Source organism: Psychrobacter sp. TAE2020, from assembly GCF_018919485.1.
In the GTDB taxonomy this organism is placed as follows: Bacteria; Pseudomonadota; Gammaproteobacteria; order Pseudomonadales; family Moraxellaceae; genus Psychrobacter.
This window is the reverse complement of sequence record NZ_JAHLMU010000001.1, coordinates 2,894,182-2,919,887: the sequence shown is the minus strand read 5'-3', so window position 1 is coordinate 2,919,887 and position 25,706 is coordinate 2,894,182. Positions and strand designations below refer to the sequence as shown.

Below are 25,706 nucleotides of genomic sequence, written 5' to 3'. Positions count from 1 at the left end.
ACAAAAGATCATTATTAGTATTCGAGCTGACGCTACCATGATCATTATGGTAGCGTCAGCTTTATAGTCAGACAGCTTTTACAATTAAACAGGCATTGAGTTATCTGTTTAATTAATAAGGAAAACCCCATGAAAAATTTAAGCAAGATCACTGAGATTGAAGACTTACGCCGCGTAGCAGAGCGTAAGATTCCTCGTATGTTTTATGATTATGTCGATTCAGGCTCATGGACCGAAACTACTTATCGCAATAACGAAACCGACTTTGATCGTATCAAGCTGCGCCAGCGGGTATTAGTCAATATGGAAGGGCGTTCGCTAGCTACTGAAATGCTAGGTACGCCAGTCAGTATGCCAGTGGCCATAGCCCCTACTGGCTTTACTGGGATGATGTGGGCGGACGGTGAAATTCATGCGGCGCGTGCTGCCGAAAAGTTTGGCGTACCATTCTCACTATCGACCATGAGTATTTGCTCTATCGAAGATGTGGCAGAAAACACTAGTGCACCGTTTTGGTTTCAGCTCTATATGATGCGTGACCAGGATTTTATCGCCAACTTGATTCGACGGGCTAAAGCTGCCAACTGCTCTGCTCTGATCCTAACCGCTGATTTACAAGTGCTGGGTCAACGCCACAAAGACATCAAGAACGGCCTATCTGCTCCACCAAAGCCAACCCTTGCTAATATCTTAAACCTGATGACTAAACCCGAATGGTGTCTAAATATGCTGGGCACCAAAAGACGCACTTTTGGTAATATCGTCGGTCATGCAAAAAACGTCGAGGATATTTCATCGTTATCGGCTTGGACAGCTGAGCAATTCGATCCAGCACTGAGCTGGGACGATGTGGCGCGTATCAAAGATATGTGGGGTGGCAAGCTGATTATCAAAGGCATTATGGAGCCTGAAGATGCCGTGTTAGCCGCTCGCAGTGGTGCCGATGCGCTAGTGGTTTCTAATCATGGTGGCCGTCAATTAGATGGGGCACCCTCCTCTATCGCTGCGCTCAGCGATATTGTGCAAGCGGTACGCGCGGAGAGTAGTCAGATTGAAATTTGGCTCGACAGCGGTATTCGCTCTGGTCAAGACGTGCTCAAAGCTATGGCCTTAGGCGCTAATGGCACTATGATTGGGCGAGCGTTCTTATATGGCCTCGGCGCTTATGGTGAAGATGGGGTACGCCGAGCGCTTGAGCTGATCTATAAGGAGTGTGATACTACTATGGCTTTTTGTGGTCATACTGATATCAACCAAGTAACCGATGACATCTTAGTCAAAGGCTCGTTTGAGCAGCTCAAGACGTCGCTACCTTATGTCGCCCCTATGCGCTGGTAGTATCGATAATGGCAGTAATTTTGTTTATAATGCAGATATCTTTTATACTCTACCCATAACTTTTAACTGATATTTAGCACTATGACTATCAAGCAATTATTTAAAACGGCACCGTTAACGACTCTATTGCTAATCAGCTTTATTTGTCTGTATATCCTGCAAGTGTTAACTGGTGTCGATGCCAATAATCCAACGACTGAAGCTTTATTATACTGGGGCGCCAATGCTCTGCCTTTTAGCATGGGTGATCAGCCTTGGCGCTTAGTGAGTAGTGGCTTTTTACACATTGGCTTGATGCATCTACTCTTTAATGGTTTTGCCATGTACTTCTTTGGACAAATTGCAGAGCCGATGTTTGGTTCAAGCAAGTTTCTTGCGCTGTTTTTATTAGCAGTGATCGGTGGTAACTTGCTTAACAATCAGATGACTTGGTTGGGCATTTTGGACGGCACAGGGCAGCCCGGATTATCTGCTGGGGCTTCTGGTGGCATTATGGGTATCGGTGCGGCGCTGCTAGTGGCAGCTTTGTTTAAGATATCAGTCAATAACATGGTACTCAACTTAAAAAGCTTAGTGCTGGTTATGGGTATCAATCTAGTCTACGGCTTTGCAGTACCTGGTATTGATAATGCAGGTCATATCGGTGGCGCTATCACTGGGGGCATTATGGCCTTAGGCTTTGGTATCGCTTATCGTCAGCGTCTCAAAGCCCAGCTAGCGGCTATTCCCGCAGCGGTCTATCGGACTACTGATCCAACTTCCACTATTTACACTACTGAGCAAGCCGCCAGTATTACTGATAGCGACAATTTCGATAAAGACTCAGCACACCTCGATAATACTAATCAAAGTTATACGGTTGACCAGCGCATTTATACCAATAATAATGTCGATAACCCTGTAAACTTAGCTCATAATACTAATACAAACCAAGCCTTTGACCCAGCTGATTTGAATAGCAATATTGGTGCTGATGTTCATTCTGATGCCAGTGATGACCCTCAGATCACGAATAGCTATGCTGCAGTGTTAGCAGCAAAACCCGCTATGCTTTGGCAATTACTGCCTTGGATTATTATTATAATTATAGCTATAGGCTTTAGCTGGTGGTGGCTAGATATTCATAATCAAATATTAAAAGTATTAGCTGCTCAATAAAGTAGTGCTCAGCTTCACCTTATTCTTCATCGCTTATGAGATCCGACTATGTCTAAACTATCTATTATTAATACGCGCACTGTATTGGCATCAACCGCCGCCGTTACTTTGCTAGCTACAGCCGGTATGGCAAATGCTGCCTTGTTTAAAAACATACCTACTGATCCAGACGCTGAGTTAAGCGTTGGCATAAATGTTTTGTATACCAACAGTGCTTATGATACTGATAAGAATCAAGTACGCGTATTGCCTGGGGTTTTTTATGATAATAATAGATTTTATGCGCGCGGTGCTCAAGCTGGTGCGTACTTAATCAATGATGGTACCAATCAGCTATCAGCTTATGCACAACTCGATGGTAATTCATTCGATCCTGATGATGCTAACGGGGCGCTATCGGGTCTTGATGAGCGTAAATTATCAGCAGCGGCCGGTTTAAGCTATCAGCGTCTCACTCCTGTTGGTGGCTTCCGCGCCCAATATGCTGCTGATATCTTAGATCGTAGTGGTGGCAATACTGGTCGTTTATCTTACATTGGTAAAGTCAGTAAGAACAAGCTAACTGTCTATCCAAGCTTTGGTTTTGAATACCATGATGCGGATTATAATAATTATTACTACGGGGTTAGTAACGAAGAGTCAGCGCGTACAGGCGTTGATGCTTACGAGTCTAATAGTAGTTTAAACCCTTATATCAATGTCAGCGCTAACTACGACTTTAGTGATAAATGGGCAGGATTTGCTAATCAAAGCGTAAGCTACTTAGCCAATGAGCAATACGACAGCCCGATGGTTGACTCGCGTGTAGACGCAACCTCTACCCTTGGTTTGCTGTATAAGTTTTAGCAATATCAGCTTAAAAGCTAAATTTTAGTATTTGACGTAGGCTGGGCTTTTAGCCCAGCTTTTTGTTGGGCAAAATTAATGGGTTTGTGCGTATGTCCCCTACCACAGCCAAAAATCTACAAACCATTATTTAAAATAGAAAAATTATCGTAGGCTGGCGCTTTTAGCCCAGCGCTTTTGATTATACAATTTAACAGGGCACAACTTATAGCTTGTTAGCTAAGCTGCTATTTTTATTTAACAAAGGTATTTTTGCCTAGCTGTTGCTGGGCTAAAGCCACAGCCTACAAAAGCTGTTGAAACCTAGATTTTATGACAAATTATGGTTATTGTATAATAAGCTGTTGGGGGTCGCAAGCTCCGCCCAACCTACTGATGCACTATCAATTTAGTTATTTTGTATTTATTGCTGTTTTCTAATACCAAGGGGATGGAAAGAGGAATTATCTCCTTGTTCTTTAGCTTTTTTATACCAAATCAAAGATTTTACATGATCAGGATTAACCCCTAAACCATATAAATACATCCACCCTAAGTTTACTTGTGATTTTGGATCGCCTTGACGGGCAGCGATATCGAACCATTCTCTAGCTTTTAAATAATCTTGCTCTACTCCTTTGCCTTCAAAATAAAGCAAACCCATAAAGAATTGAGCATTGACGTTACCCTGATTAGCAGATTTTTCAAACCATTTTGCCGCTGCTATATAATCAGAGGCTACCCCTAATCCTGAGCCATATATTGCCCCCAAAGCATATTGAGCGTTTGCTTCCCCTTGTTTGGCTGCTTTTAAAAACCACCTTCTGGCTTCAACATAGTTTTTGTCTACATCTAAGCCTTCAAAGTACATCGCTCCAATAACATATTTAGCGTCTACATCTCCTTCATTGGCAGCTTCCAAAAGCTCACTCATAATTTGGCTGTAGTCCTCTGTAACTTCATTCTCTGACTCATTATTCTCAACAAGACTATTTTGTGAGTTGCGCTCCTGTTGTACCTTAAACTGTTCAGTTATCACTTTATCACTTGCTGATGCCGATGGACCGAATCCAACTGCTAAAGCTAGCCATAACCCTAAGTGAACCGCTCTATTTATATAGTTTGGTTTTGAATACATAATTTCACTCTCAATGTTTCAATCACTTTATAATATAGGGTTTGCTCGTAGAATGCGCTTTATGCATCGATAAAAACGATCTGTGCAGATGACTTTTGGAAAGCACCCTACGCTTACTTTGTCATGTTAGCAGTTATAAGCAATGTCTAATTTACGATTTATGAATAGTTTAGAGTACGGTTTAGCCCTGATTGCATCTAAAAAAAGACCTTGCCATATAACATGACAAGGTCTTTTTATTAAGTAGGTTTATAAATTCGTGGGTTAGCACCCAAGCTACAGACTCAATAAAATCTAAGCCTTACTTTTCAAATACTCTAACATAGTGTCTGCATCTGATACTTCAAACGGGTCTATTGGGCAGTTGTCGCCAAAGTCATCTTCTTTAAACACTTTTTTAACGGCTTTATTGTCGACAAGCATCGAATAACGCCATGAGCGCATACCAAAGCCAAGATTACTCTTATCAACCAGCATGCCCATTTTACGAGTGAACTCACCATTGCCATCAGGCAGCAAGAAAACATTTTCGCGGTTTTGCTTGAGACCCCATTGGTACATGACAAAGGCATCATTGACAGAAATACAAACTATTTTATCTACGCCCAACGCCTTAAACTCATTATAAAGCGCTTCATAACGAGGGAGATGGCTGGTCGAACACGTTGGCGTAAAGGCACCTGGTAGCGAGAACACAACCACTTTTTTATTGGCGAATAACTCATCTGTGGTTAGGTCATACCAAGTGAATGGGTTGTCTCCTCCAATAGAGTCATCGCGAACACGAGTTTTAAAAGTCATATCAGGTACATGGGTAATCATTATTTACTCCGATTTAAGTTATTGTCTTTTTTTCCAAAATTCTGCATGTGTATGATAATAGCTATAGTAATCCATAAGCAATCTTTGAGCTTATATCCACTATATAATATATAAAACTAGCTTTAAAAATATCAACCAAAAAAAGACCTTGCCACATCCTTATATAAAGGGCGACAAGGTCTCTTTATCAAGCCAAAAAAAATTTTAAATTAAGAAGGATGCACCATATCCGCAGGCGTGACCCACTCATCAAACTGAGCTTCAGTTAGCAGCTCTAGCTCAACGGCTACTTGCTTAAGAGTTTTGTTTTCTTTATAAGCTGTCTTAGCGATTTTAGCGGCGTTTTCATAGCCAACATGACGGTTTAAGGCAGTAACTAGCATCAATGAGTTATGCAAGAAATCATCGATTTTATCTTTTACTGGCTCAATACCAACTGCGCAGTTATCGTTAAAGCTGTTGCAAGCATCACCCAATAATTGGATAGACTGCAACAAGTTATAAGCGATCACTGGTTTAAAAACGTTCAACTCAAAGTTGCCCGATGCGCCGGCCATATTGATAACCGTATCATTACCCATAACTTGCGCTACCACCATAGTCATAGCTTCTGACTGAGTTGGGTTGACTTTACCCGGCATGATAGAAGAGCCTGGCTCGTTTTCAGGGATAGTTAACTCGCCAAGACCACAACGAGGGCCTGATGCCAACCAACGTACATCGTTAGCGATTTTATTTAAGCTGGCGGCTAAAGTTTTTAATGCACCAGAAGCGAATACTTCTGCATCACGAGCAGCTAAGGCTTCAAACTTATTCGGTGACGTAACAAAAGGCAAGTTAGTCAATGTGGCTAATTGCTCAGCTGCTTTTACCGCATAGTCAGGATGAGCGTTAAGACCAGTACCGACCGCCGTACCGCCTAATGGTAGCTCATACAAGCCCTGTAAAGCATTATCAATACGCACTAATGAGTGGTCAAGTTGGCTGACATAGCCGCTAAACTCTTGGCCTAAAGTCAAAGGCGTAGCATCTTGTAAATGGGTACGACCAATCTTCACAATACTATCAAATTCTTTGGCTTTATTATCTAAAGTATCGCGCAATGACTTAATAGCTGGAATCAATAAGCTATTGATTTGACGAGCTGCAGCGACACGAATAGCCGTTGGGAAACTGTCATTGGTTGATTGTGCATGGTTGACGTGATCGTTAGGGTGGATAGGCTGATAGCTACCACGCTCAGAACCAGCAATTTCGTTAGCACGGTTAGCCAATACTTCGTTCATGTTCATGTTTGATTGAGTACCAGAGCCGGTCTGCCAAACAACTAACGGGAACTGATCTTGCAGGCCACCGTTAATTACTTCGTCAGCAGCTTGGATAATCAAATCACGCTTATCAGTATCGATACGCTCAAGGCTAGCATTAGTGATCGCCGCGGCCTTTTTGACTAACGCCATCGCTTCAATCATGGCACGTGGCAAAGTCTCGCCACCGATTTTAAAGTTCTCACGGCTACGTTGGGTTTGCGCGCCCCAGTAGGCATCAACGGGCACTTCTACGTTGCCCATAGTGTCTTTCTCAGTACGCGTTGCCTGATTCTGTGTCGACATAACTGCCCTCTTTGATAATTCGTTAGTGGATGGTTTGACGGTATAAAGTGCAACACCCGCTGCACAAAAAGGAAAATAGGATGTAAAGCGTCATTATGATAGCATGACTTATCATAAATTTCCTCAAGACCACTAGTTAATGAGTATAAGGGACTTGGATGTCTAACAAGCAAATATCGATAACCAGAAAGTCCGCCGAAAGCACCGAAATCAAAGGCACAGCTAATAACCCAGCAAGCCCTAAACTTAACCTTAATTCAGATGTTACTGAAAATGTGATAACCGCTATCACTGATAATGATAGTCGCCCTATCACTGATGCGGCGTTGCCTGATTCAACAAAAAACCTCGTTAACCCACCTCGAAGACATTTCACTCGCCAGCGTCGGCTATTAACCACTAATCAACGACAGCAGTTTGCGCGTGATGCCAGCCTGCATTTAATCAAGCTACAGCAGCGCTTGCCTGCCAATGCGCGAATCGGCTTATACTATGACGGCTTTGGTGAGCTGCCGACTCAGCCACTATTGGATTGGTGTTTACGTTTAAACTATCAGCCTTATTTGCCTGTGGTTGGCTCGCTTGGTCGCGATGATAAACGACTGCGTTTTGTACCGATTTATCATAATAAGTTAATAAAGGTCCCAACTCGTATCCATAGTTTAGGCATGAAACAAAACCATCATCGTCGTCTGCTATGGGCCAGTGAATTGGACTTGATTGTCTGTCCATTGACTGCGCTCGATACTCAAGGTAATCGAATGGGGATGGGCGGTGGCTTTTATGATACGACGCTGAGCAAAAGCTATCAGTCAGGTTATAAGAAACCATTAAAAATAGGCTGGTGCTATGACTTTCAAGTAGTCGAGCAGCTAGTCAGACAATCTTGGGATGTGCCGTTAGATGGCCTAATAACGCCAAGTGATATAAGGTGGTTTCGATGAAAGACGACTCTAAAAATAATACTGATAATAAATCTAGCGCAGATGGCGTCATTGATTATTTACAAGCATTGGACGATAAAGATGGGCAACATGAGCAACTTTATTATAGTCAAGAACAGTCATTCAGTTCTGATGAGTTAGCCGGCGTTATTAATGAGCAGCGCTTGGCTAAGTTACTGGCGCAGAGTGATGATTTTTTGAATAGTTTAACTGTTGAGATTGAGGATTTTGATCAGGACTCTGACAAGGATAACCATTAACAAATTGAATACATTGTAGGGTGCGCCCAGCGCACCGATAGTTAATCGTAACTCTATTTTCGCTTAACACCGCCCACCCTATGCAACGGCTCAACCTATTTCGCAGTCTACTTATCAACATTTCAAATAATGATTTTGCACAATGATGTGCTGGGTTAAAACCCAGCCTACGCAAAACGGTATTGAACCTTGCACCGCAAAACTTATAACACCATCGCTGCTATCCAACCGAAGGCTAATAATGGAATATTATAATGCAGGAAGGTTGGCACTACGCTGTCTCTAATATGGTCATGCTGACCATCGACGTTAAGACCAGAGGTCGGTCCAAGAGTTGAGTCTGACGCTGGTGAACCGGCATCACCCAATGCCCCTGCGGTACCAACGATGGCTACCGTGGCTAGGGGTGAAAAGCCCAGCGAGATACATAACGGCACATAAATAGCGGCTAATATAGGAATAGTCGAGAACGAGGAGCCAATACCCATAGTCACAATAAGACCAAGCGCTAGCATAACAAAAGCGGCTACCGCTTTATTACCAGCAAATAATGAAGTAGCACCATCGACTAACGGCTGAATCTGCTCAGTGGCTTTCATGACTTCAGCGAATCCTTGAGCGGTGATCATAATAAAGCCAATCATCGCCATCAGCTTGATACCATCATTAAACACCGTATCAGCATCTCGCCATTTAACCACCCCAGTGGCCATGAACACCCCGAAGCCAAACATCGAGCCGAGCAGCAACGAATCGGTATACAGCTGCACGACAAAAGCCGTGACAATGGCTACTAGTGCTACTAGCGTTTTTAATTTGCTTTGTGCTTGTGCCGCAGCAGCCGTTTTACTTAAGGCATCGCCCTCTACTACTTCGTTGTTTATCGCATCATGAGCTTGTTTATCAACTGCTAGCTGCTGATACTCGCGGGGTTTACGGTAGCTTATAAATACGGCAACCAGCAGACCAGTAAACATACCTAGCGCTGGAATGGCCATCGCTTTCGTCACTGAAATATTACTAACGTCAATCCCAGCTTCACCAACGTTTTTGAGCATAATTTGGTTAAGATAAATATCGCCAAATCCATAAGGGATAAACATATAAGTAGTGACTAGGCCAAAGGTGATTAGACAAGCAATCAGTCGTCTATCAATATGCATGCGGTTAAAAGCTAGTAATAGCGGTGGTACTAATAAGGGGATAAAGGCAATATGAATAGGGATTAAGTTTTGGCTAAAGCAGCTCATCATCACTAGACCGGCGAATAGCATATACTTAATCATGCCACTAGTACCGCCAGCATCAATACGCTTGATAACTGAGCCTGCCAGCGACTGTGGCAACCCTGAATGAGCAATCGCTACCGCAAAGGCCCCCAGTAGCGCATAAGATAACGCAATTTGGGCTCCATTACGGATACCTTCTTGAAAGGCATTTAGGGTATCAGTCACCCCAAGACCTGCTATCAAGCCGCCAGCCATCGCACCGATGATCAAACTCAATACCACGTGTACTCGCGCTAATGATAGCCCTAGCATAATAACGACTGCTAGTAGTACCGCATTGATGGTCATGTTCTTGCCCCTTGCTTTTTAACGGCTATAATCGATTCAATTGAAAAAAATATAGTGAAACAGTCCTGTGAAGATGATTTTTCAAGCTCTTTGACGCCAGCGCCGTGGCTGTAATACAACCACAGTCGCTAGAACAATTCATGATCATAGTTATGAATGACACTTTTTTGTTTTCAATAGACTATAGCTTATTGGATTATCCACTTTTTTGTTTAGTCACTGGTTTATGACGGGCGTTATTTTACCTTATTTTTCTCTCAAAGCCCATTTATAGAACCAGCTAGGCAGCACACAGTAATGACCTGCACTATTTTGAGGTTAGTAGTTTAACAAGCCTTGCAATTTTTTATGGGGACACCATTTATCTAAACATGAACCCAACTTGACTGAACAAGTCTGGTTAACAAGGAAATAAAACAAATGACTGACTATACTATTGATAAAGACAACATTGATATCGATGTGTCGACTGCTGTAGAAGATGATAAGCAAGAGGCTGTGCAAGAAGACCAGCTAGATGATCCTACAACGGCGCCAGTAGAAAATTATTTGCCTTTGCTGGCCCTGCGTGATGTAGTGGTTTATCCACATATGCAGATTGCGCTATTCGTTGGTCGTGCACCATCGGTCAAAGCGGTTGAGTTGGCACAAGCAGAATATGGTAATAAAGTATTAGTAGTCGCCCAAAAAGATTCGCTTACTGAAGATATTGATCAAGATAATCTCTATCAATATGGTACGGTTTGCCGCATCGTCAGCACTATGCCACATGACAGCGATGAAGACTGCATTAAGGTATTGATCGAAGGTCAGTATCGTGCGCGCGTCGATAGTATAGAAGAGCACGATGATATTTTGATGGCTACTTTTGAGCAGGCTGATGTCGATATAGAAATGGATGACAGCCAACAGAAAAACACCATCAAAGCTTTGACTAGCCTGTTTGAGAGTTATGCGGATGCGCGTTTGCGTAATGCTCGTGAGCTGACTCGCGTGGCTAAGCGTATCGATGACTTGCTTGAGCTAGTGTATTTTATCTCTACCCGAGTATCGATGGACTTAGAGATCAAACAGTCGTTCTTAGAAAACAACGATATCAAGACTCACATCAATACTTTGACTGAGTACTTAGTCAAACAAAGCGCTGAACAAAATATCGAACAAGATATCCAAGATGCTGTACGTCAGCAAATGGAAGACAATCAGCGCGAGTACTTTTTAAATGAGAAAATGAAAGCTATCAAAAACGAGCTGTCAGATATGAATGACGGGGCGTTTGATGGTGAAGATGATGTTGGTGAGCTAGAAAAACGTCTTGAAGATGCCGACTTACCAGAAGATGTACGCAAAAAAGCCGATCAAGAGCTGAAAAAGCTAAAGATGATGCCACCAGCATCGAGTGAATCCTCAGTAGTACGTAACTATATCGAATGGATTTTAGACACTCCGTGGAATGCTACTACTAAAGTTTCTATTAACTTAGAAAAAGCTAAAACAGTTTTAGATGAAGATCATTATGGTCTAAAAGACGTCAAAGATCGTATCTTAGAGTATTTAGCAGTACAGTCACGAGTGAAAAAACTGCGTGGCCCAATCCTTTGTCTAGTCGGTCCTCCTGGGGTAGGTAAAACTTCCTTAGGCGAGTCAATTGCACGGGCTACTGGTCGTAAGTTTGTACGTATGGCATTGGGTGGCGTGCGTGATGAAGCTGAAATTCGTGGTCATCGCCGTACTTATATCGGTGCTATGCCGGGCAAAATCGTGCAATCATTAGCTAAAGTAGAAGTCAAAAACCCACTATTCTTATTAGATGAAGTCGATAAGATGGCACAAGACTTTCGTGGTGATCCAGCATCAGCTTTGCTAGAGGTATTAGACCCTTCACAGAACGATAAATTTAATGATCATTATTTAGATATGGACTTAGATTTGTCGCAAGTGATGTTTATCTGTACCGCTAACAGTATGGATATCCCAGCAGCGCTGCTTGACCGTATGGAAGTCATCCGTCTGCCAGGCTATACCGAAGAAGAAAAAGTCAATATTGCCCAAAAATATCTAGTGCCTAAAGCTATTAAGCAAAATGGTCTCAAAGAAGGCGAGATTGAGATTGTAGAAGCGGCATTGCATAGCATCGTTCAGCGCTATACCCGAGAAGCCGGCGTACGTAACCTTGAGCGTGAAGTTAATAAAATCTGTCGCAAAGTAGTGCGTAGCTCGGTTGAGAGTCATGGCGCCCGTGCACCGAAAAAAGATGAGCGTAAGCTGATCGTCGTTGATGATAATAATATCGATGATTACCTTGGTGTACATCAGTATGACTTTGGTCTTGCTGAAGAAGAGCCTGAAGTTGGTCGTGTTACTGGACTGGCTTGGACACAAGTTGGCGGTGAACTACTGACTATCGAAGCGGCAGCGATGAAAGGCAAAGGCGAGCTTATATTTACCGGCTCTTTAGGGGACGTGATGAAAGAATCCATCCGTGCTGCTATGAGTGTGGTGCGTGCCCGTGGTGATAGCTTAGGCATTGATTACGAGACCTTTAAAACCACGGATATTCACGTTCATATGCCAGAAGGTGCGACGCCAAAAGATGGTCCATCTGCTGGTGGGGCACTTACTACTGCACTAGTCTCGGCTATCACAGGCATCCCTATCCGTCCTGATATTGCTATGACAGGTGAGATTACTTTGCGTGGTAAGATCTTACGTATCGGTGGTCTTAAAGAGAAGCTATTAGCGGCGCATCGTGGTGGTATCAAGCATGTGTTGATTCCAGCAACTAACGAGCGCGACTTAGCAGATATTCCTGATAACGTCAAAGCAGGCCTGACCATTCAGCCTGTAGCAACGATTGATGAAGTATTAAAAGCGGCATTAGTTAGCATGCCAAAACCGCTTAAGCCAGCTAAAGTGACGGTAGATAAAGCCACCAGTAAAGCACTACATAGCTAATAGCAGTAGCTTTAATTAGCTTTAAAAAATCATAAGCTAAAAAGCCGCTCACTATCATAGTGGGCGGCTTTTTTATGGGTGATACTATTTTAAAGCAAAATAGCAATTTGAAAGCAAACATAGCGGTTTTAAAGCAAACATAACGATTTGATTAAGTGAAGTTTTAAGTGCAATACGTTATTTAATAGTTACCGTCATATAATAAGGCTTCGGCGTATTACTTTCACGTGCTTGGTTACGTGGCTGTAGTACTCGAATCGTATGTTCGCCTGTTTTGTCTAGCTTTACTGGATCTAGGCTCAAATCTGGAGAATTAGTGCCGTAGAGTACAGGATATAAGTCGCTGCTACCAACAATAGTCGCACTCACGCTTTGGCCTTTTTTGGCGTAGAACTGGTACTCGCAGTATTGATCCCCTTTCACTACCCCTGCTCGGCTAACATCATAACTGCCTTTAGCTACACGTAATTCTTTCACCCCGCAATCTGCAGTATAGTGTAAATCACCGCTTTGTACTGCAGCTGAAGCAGCCGTTATTCCCGTGCTCATGATGCCTAAAGCTAATGCTGCTGAACCGGCCAAACTAATTAGAGTACGCATATTACTTCCTTCTATTTATTAATTAATATCTACTAGCCATTACTAATGCTAATTATTGCTGTCATAGTTATTTTTTAGAGTAATAATATCTAAATCTGACTAGCTATTTTGCCTCACTGATTACCTATTAACCATTTTATTTCGTCACCTTATGTTAAGCATTTAGTAAGCTATTGCGTCTATATGGTTATGACACTTTACATATATTAACGCTTTGTTGCGTTTTTGATAAATATCTAACTCTATAGCTTGGTTATACTCCCTATGATGAGATTACGAAATATTGAATTATTTATAATATATTTTTAATTTAATGTTCACTCAGTTATAAGTAAAAAACCTTATAAAATATTTTCTATTTTCTATTCTATTATTGGAGCTAACGATGAATAAGTTAATGATGACAAGTGCTTTACTATGTGGTTCAGTATTAGCAATGACTGGTTGCCAAACGGTACAAGATCAATTAAAAACTGGTAATCCTCTTAGCCAACCAGTACTTAAATCAGCCATTATGACTACTGATGGCAGTAACAAAGAGATTGGGCAAGTCTTCTTACGTCCTGTTGAGGGCGGTGTGCAAGTCTATGGTAAATTGATGGGTCTGCAGCCGGGCGCAACAGTTGCTCTGCATATTCATGAGACCGGTAGCTGTGGCAATATGGGTAAAGATGCAGGCGGTCACTTTAACCCTGACAAATTCCCACACTCAAACCCAGACGATGTAGCAGGTCATGCAGGCGATTTACCAAATGTGACCGCTGATGAGAGTGGCGTTGCTCCTATCAACTATGTCAATAAGAAAATCTCTGCTGCCCAAGCGGGTAAATATAGCGTTAATCGTCTAGCATTCATCATTCATAGTGGTGCTGATGATTATACTAGCCAGCCTGCAGGCGCCTCAGGTGACCGTATTGGCTGTGGTATTATCGTGGCTAACTAATCGGTAAACCTAGATGTGATTAACCATAAAAAAACCTCTTAGATTATCTAAGAGGTTTTTCTATTAATAGCTTATTAAATGAATGAGGAATCTACTCCTCTACCCACTCACCCTTACGCCAGAATAATCCCCAACGTGAGGCTTTACCATTTTTTTCTGAGCCAATATATTGCTCTTTTTTCTTACGGGACCAACGCAGAATAGTTGGGTTACCCTCAGGATCTTCGTCCGGCCCTTCAAACAGATATTGAAACTTATCTTCCATTTTATCTTTAATCTCACGCAGTTCCGCCAATTTTGGTGGTCGTGTTTCGCGCACTTTCGGGAACTTGGAAGCGGCTAGGAACATGCCTGCTGCCCCTTCACGCAAGATAAAATGATCCTCATGCTTAATCGACTTAAGCTCTGGCATGTCGATAGGATCCATACGTGGCGGTGCCGGCTCACCGGTCTTAAGCACTTTGCGAGTATTATCACAATTTTGACAAGCAAAGTAAGGTCCAAAGCGGCCAGTCTTAAGTTCCATTTGACCATCACACTTATTACAATCAATCGTTGGCGAATCTGAGCCTGGGACTTCAAACTTACCTTCTTCTAGCACATAGCCGTCACAATCCGGATTGTTACCACAAACATGAAGCTTTAGGCCACCATCAACGATATAGCCGTTCATAGCCGTAGCACATTTAGGGCAACGTTTTTTCTCCATTAAATCTCTGACTTCAGCCGCTTCATCATTACCTTCTGGATCATCCAGATTGGCAAAAGCTTCGACTGGCATTAAGTTTTTGGTGCCTTTACAACGCTCTTTAGGCGGCAAATTATAGCCAGTACAGCCCAAGAATACGCCTGTCGAGCCAGTGCGCAGTTGCATCGGACGATCACATAAATCGCAATGGACATCGGGCACATCAGTGGGATCATTGGGACGCATACCATCTGCATCTTTGGCATGTTCGACTTTCTTTTTAAAGTCGCCATAGAAGTTATCAAGTACATCTTTCCAATCACGCTCTCCATCTGCCACATGATCAAGCTTATCTTCGAGCGCTGCGGTAAAAGTATAATCCATCAAGTCTGGAAAACTGGCGACCAGTCTATCAGTGACAATATCGCCCATTTTTTCAGCGAATAGACGCTTATTCTCAAGTTTGACATAGCCTCGATCTTGAATAGTGGAGATGATAGAGGCGTAAGTAGAAGGTCGACCGATGCCTTTTTTCTCCAGCTCTTTAACCAGACTGGCTTCCGTAAAACGAGGTGCTGGCTTAGTGAAGTGTTGGCTTGGATCAAGCTGATCTAAGATCAATACATCGCCTGTTTTGACATCAGGTAGTAATGTATCATCCGCTTTGGCTGGTGATAACACTCGCGTATAGCCATCGAAAACCATAGTACGACCACGAGCTTTTAGCTCAACATCTGCTGCTGCCACGAACAAGTTCACGGATAGATATTTAGCCGCTGTCATCTGACAAGCCACAAACTGCCGCCAAATTAGCTCATAGAGTCGAATAGCATCGCGCTCCACGCCTTTGAGCTGAGTAGATTTCATATTGACGTTAGAAGGACGAATCGCCTCATGCGCTTCTTGGGCATTTTGCTTATTACCATAAAAGTTAGGCTTTTCAGGCACATATTTAGCGCCATAGCTGTCTTCGATATAGCTACGTGCCGCAGCTAACGCATCACCCGATAAGAAGGTTGAGTCAGTACGCATATAAGTGATGTGACCCGCTTCATAGAGACGCTGTGCCAAAATCATAGTCTTTTTGACTGAGAATCCTAAGCGAGTACTAGCGGCTTGCTGCAAAGTTGAAGTGATAAATGGGGCACTTGGCCGTGACTGAGTGGGTTTCTCTTCGCGCTCTTTGACTATGTAATCGGCCGTATTTAGCACGGCTAATACTTTATCGGTTTGCTGTTTATTAACCAGCTTTAGTGTCTTACCGGCTTGTTTAGTAGCTTCTAAACGTATAGCTACTTGCTCAGCGTTTTTCTTAGCATCGGCTATATGAGTATCAGCGTGAATCTGCCAATATTCCTCAGGAATAAAAGCGCGAATTTCGTGCTCACGCTCAACCACTAGACGCATAGCTACTGACTGCACTCGCCCTGCTGATAGACCACGAGCAACCTTTTGCCAGAGAATAGGCGAGACCATAAAGCCCACTACGCGATCTAAAAAACGTCGTGCTTGTTGCGCATTGACGCGATCGATATCGAGTTTTGAGGGTTGCTTAAAAGCATTTTGAATAGCATTTTTGGTAATTTCGTTGAATACTACACGCTCATATTTACTATCAGCGCCGCCGATGACTTCTTTGAGATGCCAAGCGATAGCTTCTCCTTCCCTATCCATATCCGTTGCTAGATAGATCTTGTCAGCGTCTTTGGCTAAGGCTTTGAGCTCTTTGATAACCTTGGTTTTATTCGGCAATACTTCATAGACTGCCGCCCAATCATGTTCAGGATCAACGCCCATCCGTCGCACTAGTGCTTGCTGGGTTTTTTCTTCTTTTGATAAGGTTTCATCTTTATTAGTAGCAGCTTTTTTTGCGCCTTTACTAGCCCCTACTGGTAAGTCACGGATGTGGCCAATACTTGAACGGACAATAAAGTCATCGCCCAAATACTTATTAATCGTTTTTGCCTTAGCTGGTGATTCGACAATGACCAAAGACTTACTTTTATTGGGAGTTTTGCTAGTTTTAGTCACAGTTTTAGCAGCTGCTTTGGTAGCAGTAGATGAGGTAGCACTTTTTTTGGTTGCGGTTTTGGCCATATTTGACTACACCATAATATAGGGAATAAAAGGAGGTATAAGTTAGTAGCTAAGCATTTTTAATTAAGCATTTTTGACTGCACTTGGTATCAACTAAACGTTTGTACCGTTAAATATTTGATCAGGCAAGCACTACAGCTACTCACAAAAAGGTAATAAACCATAGAGCAGTCCAGTAATCATTGCTAAATAATGAACCAATAGCTACGATATAATTACCAAACAGCAATAAACTTAGCAAGACGTTACACTTCTATACGTCAAGCTGTCAACTGTAAATAATACAACTTTAGCTAAAAACACTTAGCTGAGCATACTCTATCTGAATAAAATCTGAGTCAATAAATAATCTGATCTATGGTTAGAGCCTGTTCAACTTTCAAAACTAGAAACTAGAAACTACTGATAGCTAAGAGCTTTTGTTCATAAACTAGTCAAGTTAGTTACTGCGTCATCATTATTTATAGCTGGGTTATTTGTAGCACTGCTTGACAGAATTTGCATCTGCAACGCCCACTTCTCAAGCTGAGCTTTTAGCGCTAACAAGTCAGGCTCAATAGCAGCTGCTTTATAGCTCGGATTAGTCATAGGGCGCACATAGGCGATATCTTCCCAATAAATAACGATGCTATTAGCTTTAATCAGTAACGCTTTAACAAACGGCTCAATCGTATCTGGTAACGCCAGCGCCGTCTTATCTAAATTAAAATTAGCTGCTGGCTTCGCCGTTTTTGACCTGCTGGATGGTTGAAAAATCGTATCAGTATTCAGCTCACTAGCTGGTTGATTGGTCACAGCATCAGTACTAGTATCTGGACGCCACTGACCATCGATAACTTGATAGCGTGTTAACGGCAGCTGTAGGGTGTCTAGCACCACACCGTACTGCCCTAACATACCACGGCCATACTCATTGTCTTTACCCCTGACCCAATCCGGGCAAGCAACTAACTTAGGATTGAGCTGCAAACGTCGCGCAGTCATACGCAGCTTATCCAAACGCTGATCAATAGCGCTAGGCTTGAGCGCCATCATACTCCCTAATACAAAGAGTACAATAGCGATGGCAATCCACATTCCCATGATAACTTAGCCTTTTGACAGATTAGGATGAACTAAAACAACATATCGATACTAGCAACGGTTATAGAAACTTATTTATTTAGCTATTTGCTGATAGCAATATAGCTATCGGTACTCGTTATAACTACTAGTACTCGCTATAGCAACAGATACTTACTCTATTACAAATACTAAGGTAGCTCCTTATATGAGCACTAACATAACCATTGATCTGGCTATTAATGCAGCCACCAACCTCACTAGTTATATAAAAAACCCTTATCTATAGCTACTCATAATGAGTACGAACTAGTAGAAATCAAGCTCTACTTGAAGTTCAGTCAGCAACTAGAGGCTTTATAGTACTAATAGTTAAAATAATTAGCCTATTGTTTTGACTACTATATCAATAGCTTAACTGCACAACTATCCAAGCTAATAACTACTATAATAACAATATACAAAAAGTTGCTTTGATAAAAAAATGCTATGATAAACGATAATTTCGAAGCTGCGGAGGTTTATTATGTCTTATTTTCTTACTACTATAGTAGCTACCCTAAAGCCCCTATTGACTCAATATGCAGCCTCTACTATCACTAAATCAAATATTGCCTTAGTAATAGCGAGTGCGGGCCTGTTGTCTTTGTCAGGCTGTGCCACTACCCAAAGCTTAACTCCACAGCAATGTCAGGCCAGCAATTGGCAGGAAGTTGGTTATGGGGATGGGGTTAGTGGACGCTCGGGAGCTTACTTCGGTCACTACACTAACAGCTGCGCTAGTGTAATCGGTGCTACTCCTGATCGTATCTTATGGGAACAAGGTCGTCAGCGAGGGTTAAAGCAATACTGTACTGAGCTAAATGCCTATAAAGTAGGTCGTGAAGGCTATAGCTGGCAACCTGTTTGTCCACTCGAGGGCATCGATAAGCTAGAAGAGGCTTATGCGCAAGGACGTTACTATTATATTCGTCAACGTGACCTAGATTATTTACGTTCACCTTACCCCTTTGGTTACGGTAATCGTCTAGGTTATGGTCGCTATGGGTATGCGCCATTCAGTTATGGCTGGTAAGCTTTTATATAAATATTGGCAAATAAGATAAAGAAAGCCTCGCAAGGTAAACCCAGCGAGGTTGGAGAAGATTGCTATTATTTTATTTATTTTTCTTATTATCCTAGCTATATTTTTACTGATTGCGCTACTAATATATATAATTCGGCTGTTTTTCTGACCGCTGCTAACTGCTAATTCAGCATGGTGTGGTGAGCATGCTGTAGTAAGCACACTAAGCTTAGTGCAGTTAATATAAGACAAGCTTAGTTTTACATCCGGTCTAACTGCTCTAGAAGCCAGTTGCTAACTTTAAATACTAATACTGACTCAGTATGATCCAAACCTAATAATTAAAAACCAACCGCTATTACCTGCTATTCATTCACAAAAGCTATCTTAGTCAGACCCGCCTGACTAGCGGCGGCCAATACTTGCGCGACGCTATCATACTTACTTTGCTTATCAGCGCGCAGTTGCAGCGAAGGGTCTTTACCGGTATTTGCCGCTTGCTGTAACCGAACTTCTAACTCTGCCATACTAATCGGATCACTATCCCAAAATATCCCAGCATCTTTGTCTATGCTAATTTGGATAGCTTCTGCTGGTTGCTCATTGAGTGCCGCATTAGTCTTAGGTAAATCTAAAGGTACTGTTGGATTCAGTACAGTGGCAGTCAATAAGAAGATAATCATCAATACTAGCATCACGTCAATCAGCGGAATGAGGTTCATCTCATTCATACTCTGTACGTCATCGTTACCTAGTTGAAAGGCCATAATTTTCTCGATATATTCTTAATGTAATCTCAATTGATTTTCAATTATTTCTTCTGCTATTTAGAGCTGTGAGCTAGAAGCATTACGATACTGATTACTGGTTTCTACTGTTTGGGCAGGAGCTGGATTTACTGCTGTTTCAGTACGTATAGAAGGAGGCGCAGAAGGTACAGTGGCCCTAGCAACTGACTCAGATAATAAATCATGAGCTCTATCATTAGCATGATACATGATGCGGCGATTGACACGTACCGCAAGGTTATAAAACACTACTGCTGGGATAGCAACTGCAATACCTAAACCAGTCATAATTAGCGCTTCGCCAATCGGCCCTGCTACTTGTCCCAACCCTGCTTGACCCGTGGCACCGATATTGTGCAGCGCATGAAAGATACCCCATACTGTACCGAACAGACCGATGAATGGGGCAATCGCCGCAGTAGTACCTAAGATAGGCAAGCCGCGCTCACTATTATAACGATAACGACCGATATATTTTAGCAGCGCTTGTTCAATCACCAATCGACGTGTTGCAGCATCAGCCCCAGCTAATTCAGGATGTTTTGCTTGGATCTTTTGAGTCAAATCATCAGCAACACTTATCGACAGCTTACGGCTTTGAATCACTCGCACGATACCTGTTACCCAAGAGGTAACAGATAAAGCTAGTAATAAGAAAAATAGACTCTTAGTAACTATATCACTGTATTGCCAGTAGTTTGCAAAGTCCATTTCAGACCCCTTAGTTGTGTTTTATAGCATAACCTTACTAGGGTTATTTAATAAAAAATTTATAGACGTTATTATTTATTGATTGTGGATTATTAAGGCATTTTATAAGTAACTGATAAAGTAACGTTACCAACTCTTGGCACACCATCTTTAGTAAAAGGTTTAAATTTCCCTTTGCCTGCTTGTTGTACTGCGGTTCTATCTAATAAAGCATTGCCCGAGGAATTTGCCACTTTTACACTTTCGATGCCACCTTGTTTGTTGACACGGAACAATAGTCCTACGGTAAAGCTATCCCCTGATCTAGCGCCTTTTTCAGCACGAGAAGGAAAACTAAAGTTAGGCGGCGATCCTGCCCAACTAGCGTTACCAGCAGTGAAACTCATAGGCTCGTTGTTAGCGGCCTCAATTTTAGCTTGAGCTTTTGCAGCATCTGCAGCTGCCTTAGCATCTGCTATATCTTGTGCTCTTTTACTATCAGCAACCGCTTTAGCATCAGCCATATCTTGTGCTCTTTTACTATCAGCAACCGCCTTAGCGTCAGCCATATCTTGTGCTCTTTTACTATCAGCAACTGCCTTAGCATCAGCCATATCTTGTGCTCTTTTACTATCAGCAACTGCCTTAGCATCAGCTATATCTTGTGCTCGTTTAGCATCGGCGCTCGCTGTAGATATCTTACTGTTAGTAACGATATCTAACGGTTGTTGATTGACTGGCTTTGCAACAATAGGCTGTTGTTTTACCGTCTTAGCGATAGGCAGCTTAAGCTCATTAGGTTTAGTCTTTTCTTCTGTCACCGGTGGTATTATTACTTTTTTGCTAGCAGGTTTGATTTTTTCGATAGCTTTTTCAACCACTTGTGGCTTAGCAGTGACAGGTTTGACTTTAGGCTGAGCTTTAACCTCTAATACAGGCTCTGGTTGCGTTATCTCTATGTTGTCGATTTTTAGTGGTTCAATTTCGATAGATGGCTGGAGTAGCTGTATTTCGATAGGAGGCAAAGCTTTGGGTGGCGGAGTAATAGGCGTAGTTGGATTTACCATCACCAATGCCATAGCGGTTAGCAGGTGTAGTATTACTACTATGCCGATAGCAGTCACTATCAGCTTGAGCGATGATGTATTGGGATTCGTTGAGGCCATAACACCTTAACCATTAACTAAATTACAGTGAATTAAAAATAGCATAGTAATACAAACGATAACCATTATCAATAAATATAATAAGTTTATTGACCATTGTCGCTAGCAGTCATTATCTACCACCCTACTACCCTTTTAAGAGACTATAACTACCCATAACTAGGCTGTTAATAATAACCATTATCGTTTTTGTTGATAAATATTCTTATTTGCTTTATCATTAACTCTTGATAAGTGATTATCTAGCTAAGGTTTTATAGTAAATAAACCGACTCTATAATTAACTTCAACACTATTAATTTTAGCATTATTAACCTTAGTACTATTAACCTTAGTATCATCGAGCATTGTTTTAGCGCCCTTCTCTATAGCGCTAAGCAGGCTCTTTTTTCTTTTTATTCTGACCAGTAGCTTGTTAGATGCTGATCATAAACCACGATATACCGAGTTTCTTATGTCTGTTATTACTGCCTACAACGCCAATACTACCGCCAAAAAACTTCTATCTATACGCCCTCTATTAGCGGCTATGACCACGGCACTGATGCTTAGTATCAGTTTAGCAGGCTGCTCATCTGCGGATACGACTCAGGACGACACTAAAAAAGAAAATAATAGTGCTGATGCGACCTCGAACAGTACTACTAACGATGCGGTTGACGTGACTACTATCGATGTTGATACCGTTAAAGGCAAAGTAAGCCTGCCGATTAACCCTTCGCCTATCGTGGTTTACGACATGACCTTGATGCAAGATTTAGCCGCGTTAGAAGTAGCAATCGATGGTAAGCCGAGTGGTCTACACTTAGATAATCTACAATCAAAAGTCCAGCCAGATCCTAAAGAGATGGGTACCGTATTTGAGCCTGATTTAGAAGCTTTAAATGCCATGCAGCCGCAAGCTATCTTGATTGGCTCGCGTATGGCGGAAAAATATAATGAGCTATCAAGTATTGCGCCAACCTTAGATATGAGTATTGATACTGCCAACATCTATCAATCAAGCAAACAACGCTTACATGATTTGGGTGCTCTATTTGGTAAAAGCGATCAAGCCCTAAAACTACAGCAAAATATCGATGGCCTTATCAAGCAAACACAAACCTTAAGCAAAGATAAAGGTACAGGCTTAGTAGTCATGGTCAACGGTAATAAACTATCCGTTTACGGCGATAAGTCACGCTTTGGCTTTATTCATAGTGTCCTTGGCGTGCCTATGGCTGATAATCAAATAGCCGATGCCCGTCATGGCCAGCCAGTATCTTTTGAATATTTACAAAAAGTGAATCCTGACTGGTTATTCGTAATAGATCGTAGCGCCGCTATTGGCGAAGATAGCGTCGGTGCCAAAGCGGTACTAGATAATCCTTTAGTGGCTCAAACAAAAGCATGGAGCAAGAATCAGGTGGTTTATTTAAGCCCAGATTCTTACTTAGCGTTCGGTGGTTATAACCAATGGATGCAAGATTTGACTGCTATTAAAACGGCTTTTACTAATGCTAAGTAGTGATGAGTTGCGCGAGAAAATGTCTTTTTCAACGTAAATTAATAGCCATCCAAATCCATGCTGTGGGCCATAAATAGCTATGTCATTATTCTCTAATCGTCATAATAGTAAGCTTGACAATACTACTGGCTTGAGTGCCACCTCGTCGTGGCGTTCGGGTTACGATAATAATAACGGTCAAAAACGTAAAGCTGCCTTGCCACCTTGGGCAATAAACAGCGCTAGCTTTTTGATAATGACCTTATTGATATTACTGAGTCTGTCTATCGGTGTCGCAGACTTTTCGTGGTCAGGCATACTAAAAAGCCTAATCAATCATAATGCTAATGCGGACAGCTCCCTGATGCTCGTTAGCCGTCTGCCACGTACTATCGCTATTATCCTAACCGGTATAGCAATGGCCGTGGCTGGTATGATTATTCAAGTGGTACTAAAAAACCGTTTTGTCGAGCCTTCTATGGTGGGCGCCACTCAAAGCGCTGCCCTCGGACTATTAATAGTCAGTTTACTGTTTCCCGCCAGCGCCCTTATTGTCAAGATGAGTGTAGCGACCATCGCTGCGGTCATTGGCATGATGATATTTATGCTGCTGATTCAACGCATTCCCCCTACTGATTTTTTGATGATTCCCCTTATTGGTATTGTATTTGGCGGTATCATCGATGCAGCCACCACTTTTATTGCCTATCAGACTGAGACTTTGCAGATGCTCAGCGTTTGGCAATTTGGTGATTTTTCTAGTGTGCTAGCTGGTCGTTACGAGCTGTTATGGCTGACGGGTGGTCTATGTGTCATTGCTTATATCATTGCCGATAAGCTCACTATCGTAGGCCTAGGTGATAATATCGCCTTGAACTTGGGGATCAGTAAGCGCCAAGTGACTTGGATCGGTGTGGCTATGGTAGCGATGATGAGCGCTGTAGTAGTAGTCACCGTTGGGGTGATTCCATTTATTGGTCTAGTGGTGCCTAATATCGTCAGCCGCATCATGGGTGATAAATTACGCCGTAGCTTGCCAGCCGTAGCTTTGCTTGGGGCATCAGCAGTATTGCTCTGCGATATCATCGGCCGATCTATCCGCTATCCATTTGAAGTACCAGTGGCGACTGTGTTTGGAGTAGTAGGTACTTTAGTATTTTTATGGTTACTGTTGCGTGCCCCTAGCGAATCGTAGCTTGCCTATAGACAACTAAAAACCCAGACTACTAATGCTAAAGAAAACTCTTACATTCATCATTTTTATAACTAAATAGATCTGTTTTAGCTTGTTGTATTAACGGTCAGTATAAAGGCGTCGAGATTTATGCCAGCTATACTGACTATATTTACCATCCTCATTTATAAGATTAGCGTATGCCTTCTCCTTCTAATGCTAGCGATATAGATACCGACAGTGATGCCGATGCTGCTAATACCAATACTATTTTTTCTGACCAACTCTCCCTTCTATGGCAGAGGCTAACGGCACATCCTTGTCTGCTAGCGACTGTAGTGTTAGTGATTTCAGCACTATTATTCTTAACCGTGAATGTGCATGGCCATTGGGACTTTGCCTTACCCCTACGTAGCAAAAAACTGCTGGCGTTGATGGTCGTCGGTTACGCTATTGGCGTTTCTACCTTACTTTTCCAGACCTTGACTCATAATCCTATTTTGACACCGTCATTATTAGGTTTTGACTCGCTATATGTATTACTACAGAGCTTACTAGTGTTTTTCTTAGGAGCGATCAGCTTTACTAGTCTTAATCCAGTCGCAAAGTTCGGCCTTGAGATTGGCCTGATGTTTGGTGCTTCGTTATTACTATTCCGCTTGCTATTCTCTAATACTAATCAGGATTTAACCCGCTTAATCTTAGTAGGGGTTATTTTTGGGATATTATTTCGCAGCTTATCCTCATTGATAGCGCGATTGATTAATCCCGATGATTTTGTGGTAGTACAATCAGCCAGTTATGCACAGTTTAATACTGTCAACCCGCAATTATTAACTATTAGCATCCTCATTTGTGCGCTTACTGGAATAGCGATTTGGCGCTGGCGTTATCAGTGCGACGTCCTGATGTTAGGTAAGCCGCAAGCTATCAACTTGGGTATCAATTATCAGCGCTTAGCCTTTAGGCTATTGACTGTCATCTCAATACTAGTAGCAACTGCTACCGCATTGGTTGGTCCGGTGACCTTTTTTGGATTGTTAGTTTGTGCTTTGACCAATAGAATCGCCAGCAATATGTCTCATAGTCAGCGCCTGATATTGGTTAGTTTAGTCGCTATGATTTGCTTAGTGCTTGGTCAAACTATCTTTGAGCAACTGCTCGGTATGGCTGGGGTACTATCGGTAGTCATTGAATTGGCTGGTGGCGTAGTATTTTTATTATTAATATTCATCAATCATCGTCGCTAATTAGCGTCCTCTTAAAACTAAGCTAATATTTTTGTGGTTGTCAGCATCGTTAGCAGTGTTATTAAT

21 protein-coding genes are annotated in these 25,706 nt (G+C 42.2%); 11 read left to right on the top strand and 10 right to left on the bottom strand.

Annotated elements, in window-relative coordinates:
- Positions 1-129 precede the first annotated feature (129 nt).
- From KPY62_RS12030 to KPY62_RS12020, 3 genes are all read left to right on the top strand, one after another.
- Entirely contained in the window at positions 130-1,338 is a 1,209-nt protein-coding gene (locus tag KPY62_RS12030; protein WP_216582534.1) for an alpha-hydroxy acid oxidase, read from the top strand.
- 81 nt (positions 1,339-1,419) lie between these two features.
- On the top strand, positions 1,420-2,496 hold the full coding sequence (locus KPY62_RS12025) for a rhomboid family intramembrane serine protease (RefSeq protein WP_216582532.1): 1,077 nt from the start codon (positions 1,420-1,422) through the stop codon (positions 2,494-2,496).
- Positions 2,497-2,544: 48 nt separating this feature from the next.
- Positions 2,545-3,342 (top strand): MipA/OmpV family protein, encoded by a 798-nt coding sequence (locus KPY62_RS12020; RefSeq protein ID WP_216582530.1) that lies wholly within the window; start codon positions 2,545-2,547, stop codon positions 3,340-3,342.
- Between the two features lie 403 nt (positions 3,343-3,745).
- Here the strand turns inward: KPY62_RS12020 and KPY62_RS12015 are convergent, their stop codons facing one another.
- The 3 genes from KPY62_RS12015 to fumC all read right to left on the bottom strand — a co-directional run bounded on the left by KPY62_RS12015 (position 3,746) and on the right by fumC (position 6,894).
- A complete protein-coding gene (locus tag KPY62_RS12015) occupies positions 3,746-4,459 on the bottom strand; it encodes a tetratricopeptide repeat protein (protein ID WP_216582529.1) in 714 nt (237 codons plus the stop codon).
- Between the two features lie 294 nt (positions 4,460-4,753).
- Positions 4,754-5,281 carry a peroxiredoxin gene (locus tag KPY62_RS12010; RefSeq protein ID WP_216582527.1) on the bottom strand — a complete coding sequence of 176 codons (528 nt, stop codon included), beginning with the start codon at positions 5,279-5,281 and terminating at the stop codon, positions 4,754-4,756.
- A gap of 209 nt (positions 5,282-5,490) precedes the next feature.
- Entirely contained in the window at positions 5,491-6,894 is a 1,404-nt protein-coding gene (gene fumC / locus KPY62_RS12005; protein WP_216582525.1) for a class II fumarate hydratase, read from the bottom strand.
- Positions 6,895-7,052: 158 nt separating this feature from the next.
- On the opposite strand from fumC, the gene KPY62_RS12000 reads away from it, so the two are divergent.
- Positions 7,053-7,838: a 5-formyltetrahydrofolate cyclo-ligase gene (locus KPY62_RS12000; protein WP_228730683.1), complete on the top strand. Its 786-nt coding sequence runs from the start codon at positions 7,053-7,055 to the stop codon at positions 7,836-7,838.
- Positions 7,835-8,098, top strand: a complete 264-nt coding sequence (locus KPY62_RS11995) for a hypothetical protein (protein WP_216582523.1) — start codon at positions 7,835-7,837, stop codon at positions 8,096-8,098. The genes KPY62_RS12000 and KPY62_RS11995 overlap by 4 nt, the downstream gene beginning before the upstream one ends.
- A 203-nt stretch (positions 8,099-8,301) precedes the next feature.
- On the opposite strand, the gene KPY62_RS11990 is transcribed toward KPY62_RS11995, so the two are convergent.
- Positions 8,302-9,675 (bottom strand): Na+/H+ antiporter family protein, encoded by a 1,374-nt coding sequence (locus KPY62_RS11990; RefSeq protein ID WP_216582521.1) that lies wholly within the window; start codon positions 9,673-9,675, stop codon positions 8,302-8,304.
- Positions 9,676-10,095: 420 nt separating this feature from the next.
- Here KPY62_RS11990 and lon point away from each other — a divergent pair, with 420 nt between their 5' ends.
- On the top strand, positions 10,096-12,630 hold the full coding sequence (lon, locus tag KPY62_RS11985) for an endopeptidase La (RefSeq protein WP_228730682.1): 2,535 nt from the start codon (positions 10,096-10,098) through the stop codon (positions 12,628-12,630).
- 177 nt (positions 12,631-12,807) lie between these two features.
- On the opposite strand, the gene KPY62_RS11980 is transcribed toward lon, so the two are convergent.
- Positions 12,808-13,230: a hypothetical protein gene (locus KPY62_RS11980; RefSeq protein ID WP_216582519.1), complete on the bottom strand. Its 423-nt coding sequence runs from the start codon at positions 13,228-13,230 to the stop codon at positions 12,808-12,810.
- A 385-nt stretch (positions 13,231-13,615) separates the two neighbouring features.
- Between KPY62_RS11980 and KPY62_RS11975 the strand changes: the two genes are divergently transcribed.
- Positions 13,616-14,173 carry a superoxide dismutase family protein gene (locus KPY62_RS11975; protein ID WP_216582517.1) on the top strand — a complete coding sequence of 186 codons (558 nt, stop codon included), beginning with the start codon at positions 13,616-13,618 and terminating at the stop codon, positions 14,171-14,173.
- A gap of 91 nt (positions 14,174-14,264) precedes the next feature.
- Here KPY62_RS11975 and topA read toward each other — a convergent pair whose 3' ends face one another.
- On the bottom strand, positions 14,265-16,958 hold the full coding sequence (topA, locus tag KPY62_RS11970) for a type I DNA topoisomerase (protein ID WP_216582515.1): 2,694 nt from the start codon (positions 16,956-16,958) through the stop codon (positions 14,265-14,267).
- A gap of 423 nt (positions 16,959-17,381) precedes the next feature.
- Positions 17,382-18,041 carry a hypothetical protein gene (locus tag KPY62_RS11965; RefSeq protein WP_216582513.1) on the bottom strand — a complete coding sequence of 220 codons (660 nt, stop codon included), beginning with the start codon at positions 18,039-18,041 and terminating at the stop codon, positions 17,382-17,384.
- A 505-nt stretch (positions 18,042-18,546) separates the two neighbouring features.
- Here KPY62_RS11965 and KPY62_RS11960 point away from each other — a divergent pair.
- The gene (locus KPY62_RS11960; RefSeq protein WP_216582511.1) at positions 18,547-19,095 is read left to right on the top strand and encodes a DUF2799 domain-containing protein; all 549 of its coding nucleotides are present in this window, start codon (positions 18,547-18,549) and stop codon (positions 19,093-19,095) included.
- A 356-nt stretch (positions 19,096-19,451) separates the two neighbouring features.
- Here KPY62_RS11960 and KPY62_RS11955 read toward each other — a convergent pair whose 3' ends face one another.
- From KPY62_RS11955 to KPY62_RS11945, 3 genes are all read right to left on the bottom strand, one after another.
- Positions 19,452-19,853 carry an ExbD/TolR family protein gene (locus KPY62_RS11955; protein WP_216582509.1) on the bottom strand — a complete coding sequence of 134 codons (402 nt, stop codon included), beginning with the start codon at positions 19,851-19,853 and terminating at the stop codon, positions 19,452-19,454.
- A gap of 60 nt (positions 19,854-19,913) precedes the next feature.
- A complete protein-coding gene (locus KPY62_RS11950) occupies positions 19,914-20,585 on the bottom strand; it encodes a MotA/TolQ/ExbB proton channel family protein (protein WP_216582507.1) in 672 nt (223 codons plus the stop codon).
- A 92-nt stretch (positions 20,586-20,677) separates the two neighbouring features.
- The gene (locus KPY62_RS11945; protein ID WP_216582505.1) at positions 20,678-21,730 is read right to left on the bottom strand and encodes an energy transducer TonB; all 1,053 of its coding nucleotides are present in this window, start codon (positions 21,728-21,730) and stop codon (positions 20,678-20,680) included.
- 454 nt (positions 21,731-22,184) lie between these two features.
- On the opposite strand from KPY62_RS11945, the gene KPY62_RS11940 reads away from it, so the two are divergent.
- From KPY62_RS11940 to KPY62_RS11930, 3 genes are all read left to right on the top strand, one after another.
- On the top strand, positions 22,185-23,237 hold the full coding sequence (locus tag KPY62_RS11940; RefSeq protein ID WP_216582503.1) for a siderophore ABC transporter substrate-binding protein: 1,053 nt from the start codon (positions 22,185-22,187) through the stop codon (positions 23,235-23,237).
- Positions 23,238-23,316: 79 nt separating this feature from the next.
- Entirely contained in the window at positions 23,317-24,411 is a 1,095-nt protein-coding gene (locus KPY62_RS11935; protein WP_216582501.1) for an ABC transporter permease, read from the top strand.
- 179 nt (positions 24,412-24,590) lie between these two features.
- Positions 24,591-25,640, top strand: a complete 1,050-nt coding sequence (locus KPY62_RS11930; protein WP_216582499.1) for an iron chelate uptake ABC transporter family permease subunit — start codon at positions 24,591-24,593, stop codon at positions 25,638-25,640.
- The last annotated feature ends 66 nt before the right edge of the window (positions 25,641-25,706 follow it).

What these genes read in the sequence shown, in the direction of transcription:
- KPY62_RS12030 (WP_216582534.1), top strand. Translation starts at nt 130, where the DNA reads ATGAAAAATTTAAGCAAGATCACTGAGATTGAAGACTTACGCCGCGTA.
- KPY62_RS12025 (WP_216582532.1), top strand. Translation starts at nt 1,420, where the DNA reads ATGACTATCAAGCAATTATTTAAAACGGCACCGTTAACGACTCTATTG.
- KPY62_RS12020 (WP_216582530.1), top strand. Translation starts at nt 2,545, where the DNA reads ATGTCTAAACTATCTATTATTAATACGCGCACTGTATTGGCATCAACC.
- KPY62_RS12015 (WP_216582529.1), bottom strand. Translation starts at nt 4,459, where the DNA reads ATGTATTCAAAACCAAACTATATAAATAGAGCGGTTCACTTAGGGTTA.
- KPY62_RS12010 (WP_216582527.1), bottom strand. Translation starts at nt 5,281, where the DNA reads ATGATTACCCATGTACCTGATATGACTTTTAAAACTCGTGTTCGCGAT.
- fumC (WP_216582525.1), bottom strand. Translation starts at nt 6,894, where the DNA reads ATGTCGACACAGAATCAGGCAACGCGTACTGAGAAAGACACTATGGGC.
- KPY62_RS12000 (WP_228730683.1), top strand. Translation starts at nt 7,053, where the DNA reads ATGTCTAACAAGCAAATATCGATAACCAGAAAGTCCGCCGAAAGCACC.
- KPY62_RS11995 (WP_216582523.1), top strand. Translation starts at nt 7,835, where the DNA reads ATGAAAGACGACTCTAAAAATAATACTGATAATAAATCTAGCGCAGAT.
- KPY62_RS11990 (WP_216582521.1), bottom strand. Translation starts at nt 9,675, where the DNA reads ATGACCATCAATGCGGTACTACTAGCAGTCGTTATTATGCTAGGGCTA.
- lon (WP_228730682.1), top strand. Translation starts at nt 10,096, where the DNA reads ATGACTGACTATACTATTGATAAAGACAACATTGATATCGATGTGTCG.
- KPY62_RS11980 (WP_216582519.1), bottom strand. Translation starts at nt 13,230, where the DNA reads ATGCGTACTCTAATTAGTTTGGCCGGTTCAGCAGCATTAGCTTTAGGC.
- KPY62_RS11975 (WP_216582517.1), top strand. Translation starts at nt 13,616, where the DNA reads ATGAATAAGTTAATGATGACAAGTGCTTTACTATGTGGTTCAGTATTA.
- topA (WP_216582515.1), bottom strand. Translation starts at nt 16,958, where the DNA reads ATGGCCAAAACCGCAACCAAAAAAAGTGCTACCTCATCTACTGCTACC.
- KPY62_RS11965 (WP_216582513.1), bottom strand. Translation starts at nt 18,041, where the DNA reads ATGGGAATGTGGATTGCCATCGCTATTGTACTCTTTGTATTAGGGAGT.
- KPY62_RS11960 (WP_216582511.1), top strand. Translation starts at nt 18,547, where the DNA reads ATGTCTTATTTTCTTACTACTATAGTAGCTACCCTAAAGCCCCTATTG.
- KPY62_RS11955 (WP_216582509.1), bottom strand. Translation starts at nt 19,853, where the DNA reads ATGGCCTTTCAACTAGGTAACGATGACGTACAGAGTATGAATGAGATG.
- KPY62_RS11950 (WP_216582507.1), bottom strand. Translation starts at nt 20,585, where the DNA reads ATGGACTTTGCAAACTACTGGCAATACAGTGATATAGTTACTAAGAGT.
- KPY62_RS11945 (WP_216582505.1), bottom strand. Translation starts at nt 21,730, where the DNA reads ATGGCCTCAACGAATCCCAATACATCATCGCTCAAGCTGATAGTGACT.
- KPY62_RS11940 (WP_216582503.1), top strand. Translation starts at nt 22,185, where the DNA reads ATGTCTGTTATTACTGCCTACAACGCCAATACTACCGCCAAAAAACTT.
- KPY62_RS11935 (WP_216582501.1), top strand. Translation starts at nt 23,317, where the DNA reads ATGTCATTATTCTCTAATCGTCATAATAGTAAGCTTGACAATACTACT.
- KPY62_RS11930 (WP_216582499.1), top strand. Translation starts at nt 24,591, where the DNA reads ATGCCTTCTCCTTCTAATGCTAGCGATATAGATACCGACAGTGATGCC.